Here is a 4,921-nt window from a genome sequence, read left to right as displayed (position 1 = left end):
ACCAGCGGGGCTGACGCCCCGGCGAAATTCCCCTCCCACCTACGTCGGAGGGAGTCCCCTTTCGCATTTAAGATGGCAATCTTCATTCCACACTCCTCATGGCTGGCTGAAATAGAGATCCTTGGTGGCGATGGCGCCCTTGAGGTTGCGGCTCGGCAAGCCGCGCAGTGCCGGGTCCACCAGTCTCATCTGGTTGTAGTGATAGACGGGGATGACGGGCACCTCCTCCATCAGCAGTTGCTCGGCCTGATGATAGATCCCGGACCGAACGTTGGCATCCAGGGTCTCGGAGGCCTGCTGCAGCAGACCATCGAAGACGGGGTTGCAGTAGCCGCTCTCGTTCTGGGGATCCTGGCAGCGGAAACTGCCAAGCATGGACGACGGCTCGACATAATCACCAAACAAAAATGAACGAGCCAGCATGAAATCACCACTGTTCTTGGCCACCTGATAAGCATTCCACTCCATGTTGTTGAGGGAGACTTCTACCCCCAGCGGTTTCCACATGGCCGCCACCGCCAGAGCCAGCTTCTTGTGGTTCTCCGACGTGTTGTAGGTCAGTGTCAACCTGAGAGGATGGGCGCTGTTGTAGCCTGCCTGGGCCAACAGCGCGGCTGCGCGGGCCAACCGAGTTGACTGGTCTTCCCGGGAGAGGGGGATATCCAGTTCGTCATAACCTGGCATGGCGGGCAGCAATGACCAGGCAGGACGTTCTCCCTGGCCGCTCACCTTCTCGGTCAGCAGGTAGCGATCAATGGCCATGGAGAGCGCTTGGCGCACCCGCACATCCTGCAATTCAGGGAGATTGAGATTGAAGGTATAAAGATAGGTGCCAAGCAGCGGCAAACCCCAGATCCGCTCCGGTGCCTCCTGCATGGTCTTCTGGTAGTACTCCAGCGCCACCTTGTTGGTGAGCTGGATCTCCCCCGCTTCGTAACGCAGCCGCTCCCCATGCTGGGAAGCGAGCGGCAGGTAGGTCACCCGCTGGATCCGGGTATGGGCGTCATCCCAGTACTGGGGGTTGCGCTCGGCTTCGATGCGCTCGTTCACCACCCAGCTCGCCAGCTTGTAAGGGCCATTGCTCACCATCTTACCTGGCTGGGTCCACTGCTTGCCAAACTGGGTGATGACCCGTTCGTTGACCGGCACGAAGGGACGCTGGCTGACCAGTTGCAGGAAATAGGGAACGGGACGCTCCAGGGTCACTTTCAGGATCTGGTCGCTTTCTGCCTCCACCCCCAGGGCATCGAGATCGAGCGCACCGGCATAAATGGACTGGGCATTGTTGATGCCGGTCGCCAACAACAGGCCAGCGGAGGGGGAAGCCTGCGCCGGATTCAGCAGCCGCCGCCAGGCGTAGACGAAATCCCGGGCTGTGAGGGGCTCGCCGTTGGACCATTTGAGCTGGGGACGCAGAAAGAAACGCCACACCAGTCCATCCTCGCTGGTCTCCCAGCGCTGGGCCTGGGCGGGCACTATCATGCCCTGTCCATCCTCGCTCACCAGCCCCTCGAACAGGTCCACCAGCACCACCTCCCCTGGGAAGCCGGAGCGGATCAGGGCCGGATCGAGGGACTCGGGTTCGGCGCCATTGCCTTTGACCAGGGTTTGTCTATCTGAAATGTAAGTCTGCTCAACCACGCTACTAGCCAGTGACGGCGGCACCGCCATCAACCCAAGCAGTAAGGGAGATAGCCAGCGACGGGCTGGCCTGACGGCGAAACGGTAAAACATACATTAACCTCGTTCAATTCTTTTGACTGCAATAGGGAGAAGGCCGGCGGCGCGCCTGGAAACGAATGCATGATGCCGCGCTTGTTATCCCCGAAGACGGCCCGTATTGTATCGGGCCTGCCCGATAGAGGGAGTCTTCCGGGCTATTTTTTTCATGGTTTTATGACGACATAGCGGCCACGGGTGCGTGCGACAGCAAGAAGGCACGCTCCCCTGCCCCGTAAGCAATCGGCCCGGGGTGATATGTCGCCTGTAGGTCCGGTTGTCGTCTACCGTTTCAGGGGTCTTTATGGGTTACGAATGGCTGGCGCTGGCTGCCGCCAGTTTATGGGCGATCGCCGCCCTCATCTCCGTCAAACCGGCTCGCCATCTGGGGGCCTTTGCCTACAGCCGCTGGCGGATGTTCCTGGTCAGCCTGATGCTGGCCAGCGCAAGTCTGGTGACGGGAGGCTGGCAGACCCTCACCGAGAGCGCCCTTCCCCTGCTGGCCCTCTCCGGCCTCATCGGCATCTTCGTCGGCGACACCGCCCTCTTTGCCTGCATGAACCGACTCGGCCCCAGGCGCAGCGGTCTGCTCTTCTCCTGCCACGCCCTCTTCTCCGCCCTGCTCGGGCTCTGGCTCTTTGGCGAGCAGCTCGATGGTTGGCGCCTGCCGGGCGCCTTGCTGGTCCTGGCCGGGGTCATGCTCGCCATCCTGTTTGGTCGTCGTGGCGACAACCCGCAGAACGAATGGGAGCTGGTGCGCGGCCGCCTCGTGGTCGGCATAGCCCTTGGCCTCACCGCAGCCCTGTGCCAGAGCCTCGGAGCCATCATCGCCAAGCCGGTGATGATGAGCGGCACCGTGGACGCGGTGAGCGCTTCCGGCGTGCGCATGGGCAGCGCCCTCTTGGCACACTGCGTCTTGCGGGCACTGCGCCTGCCGCTCGCCATGCCGCACAACCCCATCAACCGGCAAGTGCTCGGCATGATAGGCATCAACGGATTTCTGGCGATGACGCTGGGAATGACCCTGATCCTGGTGGCACTGCGTCAGGGAGATGTGGGCATGGTGGCCATCTTGTCTTCCACCACGCCGGTCATTCTGCTGCCCTTGCTGTGGTGGCACTCGGGGATGCGTCCCTCGCTCCCCGCCTGGGCCGGTGCCCTGCTCGCCACCCTGGGCACGGCCCTGGTGCTCGGAATGGGGAACTGAGCCCCGTCTCTCCTGCAAGAAGGAAGGACCAACACGCCCATCGGCGGCACTGAGCCGCCGATGCTCCCCCGTGCCGGACAGGGAGAGAGGCGATCGCGCCCCTAGAACAGAGCCACTTCCTCTTCGGTCAGCTCCCGGTATTCCCCCGGTGCCAGCTCATCGTCCAGAGCCAGATCGCCGATGCGTTCCCGATGCAGCCCGATCACCTTGTTGCCGATGGCGGCGAACATCCGCTTCACCTGGTGATACTTGCCCTCGTGGATGGTCAGGCGTGCTTCCCGCTCGTCCAGGATTTCCAGCTCCGCAGGGCGGGTCTTGTCGTTCTCGTTGCGCAGGTAGATACCGTCGGCAAAGAGCGAGATAGCCTCTTCACTCACGGGATCAGCCAGCCAGACATGGTAGGTCTTGGCACACTCGTGACGGGGCGACGTGATGCGATGGGACCACTGGCCGTCATCGGTGATCAGCACCAGCCCGGTGGTATCGAGATCGAGGCGCCCCACCACATGCAGTTTGCCCATGGCCGGCTCGTCGAGCAGGTGGAACACGGTGGCGTGATCCGGGTCCTCGTTGGAGCAGACATATCCTTCCGGCTTGTGCAGCATGAAGTAGCGATTCTGCAGGTTCAGGGTCAAGGTCACACCGTCAAACTCGATCTGGTGTTGCTCATTGATGTGAAAGGCGGGCTGCTTGACCAGCACGCCGTCTACCAGCACTTCCCCCTGACGGATCAGCTTGCCCGCCTGGGAACGGGTCAAATCGGAGCAATCGCAAAGAAATTTGTCGAGCCGCATGCAAAAACCTCGGAATCCATCATGATTGGGGGCGACATTATATCGGTCAGACCCGACAACACCAGTACTAAGCGACAGGGACTCAAGATGGCGCCTGACGCCATGATGTGCCAGTGATAGACTGCCGTCAGCAGACCGACATCACACATAATAATAAGCCCAGGATGTACCCATGAAGCCGACGAAGTCTCACCCCGTCATCCCCGTCAGCCAGTTGAAACCTGGCATGTATGTCATTGCCATTGCCAGCCAGACCGGCGCCATGGAAATTGCCCAGACGGGCATGGTGACCAACCCTCAACAGGTGGAGGCGCTGATCCGGCGCGGCGTGCTGACGGTGCGGGTGGATCTTGCCCGCAGCAAGCTGCCGGGAGGGGGCACGGCAAGCCCGGCGGATGTGGTGACAAACGGGGCGGGCTCCTCTCGTCAGATCGGCAGTGGTGAAGGGCGCGAGCTCAAGATCCGTCGGCTCTATCAGGAAGCGCGCGAACTCCAGGGCAAGTTCATTCGCCATCTCAAGGCCGGTGAGCCCATCGACATCACGCCCCTTGCCGCCGTGGCCGAAGAGATGGTCGATACCATGTTCACCCACGGCGATGCCATGCTCTGTTTGGCGCGGATCCGTGCCAAGGATGCCTACCTGATGGAGCACTCCATGAATGTCGCCATCCTCCTGGCGAACTTCGGCCGCTATCTGGGGCTGGATCGCAGCGTGCTCAAGGAGCTGACCCTGGGTGGCCTGCTCCACGACGTGGGCAAGATCATGACCCCGGACGAGGTGCTCAACAAACCGGGCAAGCTCACCGATGAGGAGCTGGAGGTGATGCGCGAGCACGTCATCCACAGCCACGACATCCTGGCCGCCACCGCCGGCATCACCCCCATCATGCTGGAAGTCGCTTCCAATCATCACGAACGGATCGATGGCACCGGCTACCCGCGGCGCCTCAAGGGGGATCAGCTCTCCCTCTACACCCGCATGAGTGGCATCGTCGATGTCTACGATGCGGTGACGGCAGACAGGGTCTACAAACAAGGCATGCAGCCTACCCAGGCGTTTCGCATTTTGCTCAAGGGGGTTGATCTGCATTTTGATGCCGACCTGGTGACCAAATTCATCAAGTGCTTGACATCCTCCCCCACCTTAGCGCTTCGCGTCACAGGAGGGGGATCCCCATTACTGGGTGATAGCTGCTCGCGC

General features: G+C 61.5%; 4 protein-coding genes. 2 read left to right on the top strand and 2 right to left on the bottom strand.

Annotation, left to right across the window (positions count from 1 at the left end):
• Positions 1-96: 96 nt before the first annotated feature.
• Complete coding sequence (locus OKB81_RS19355) at positions 97-1,734, bottom strand: peptide ABC transporter substrate-binding protein (protein ID WP_052814883.1); 1,638 nt, start codon at positions 1,732-1,734, stop codon at positions 97-99.
• A 289-nt stretch (positions 1,735-2,023) separates the two neighbouring features.
• On the opposite strand from OKB81_RS19355, the gene OKB81_RS19350 reads away from it, so the two are divergent.
• Positions 2,024-2,926 carry a DMT family transporter gene (locus OKB81_RS19350; RefSeq protein ID WP_216944404.1) on the top strand — a complete coding sequence of 301 codons (903 nt, stop codon included), beginning with the start codon at positions 2,024-2,026 and terminating at the stop codon, positions 2,924-2,926.
• Between the two features lie 101 nt (positions 2,927-3,027).
• On the opposite strand, the gene rsuA is transcribed toward OKB81_RS19350, so the two are convergent.
• Entirely contained in the window at positions 3,028-3,720 is a 693-nt protein-coding gene (gene rsuA / locus OKB81_RS19345) for a 16S rRNA pseudouridine(516) synthase RsuA (RefSeq protein WP_124244230.1), read from the bottom strand.
• Positions 3,721-3,892: 172 nt separating this feature from the next.
• Between rsuA and OKB81_RS19340 the strand changes: the two genes are divergently transcribed.
• A partial coding sequence (locus OKB81_RS19340; protein WP_270805383.1) for an HD-GYP domain-containing protein occupies positions 3,893-4,921 on the top strand: 1,029 nt, incomplete at its 3' end.

The sequence above is a fragment of the Aeromonas sp. QDB56 genome, from assembly GCF_027705505.1.
In the GTDB taxonomy this organism is placed as follows: domain Bacteria; phylum Pseudomonadota; class Gammaproteobacteria; order Enterobacterales; family Aeromonadaceae; genus Aeromonas; species Aeromonas caviae.
This window is presented reverse-complemented; position numbering and strand designations above follow the sequence as displayed.

What these genes read in the sequence shown, in the direction of transcription:
- OKB81_RS19350 (WP_216944404.1), top strand. Translation starts at nt 2,024, where the DNA reads ATGGGTTACGAATGGCTGGCGCTGGCTGCCGCCAGTTTATGGGCGATC.
- OKB81_RS19355 (WP_052814883.1), bottom strand. Translation starts at nt 1,734, where the DNA reads ATGTTTTACCGTTTCGCCGTCAGGCCAGCCCGTCGCTGGCTATCTCCC.
- rsuA (WP_124244230.1), bottom strand. Translation starts at nt 3,720, where the DNA reads ATGCGGCTCGACAAATTTCTTTGCGATTGCTCCGATTTGACCCGTTCC.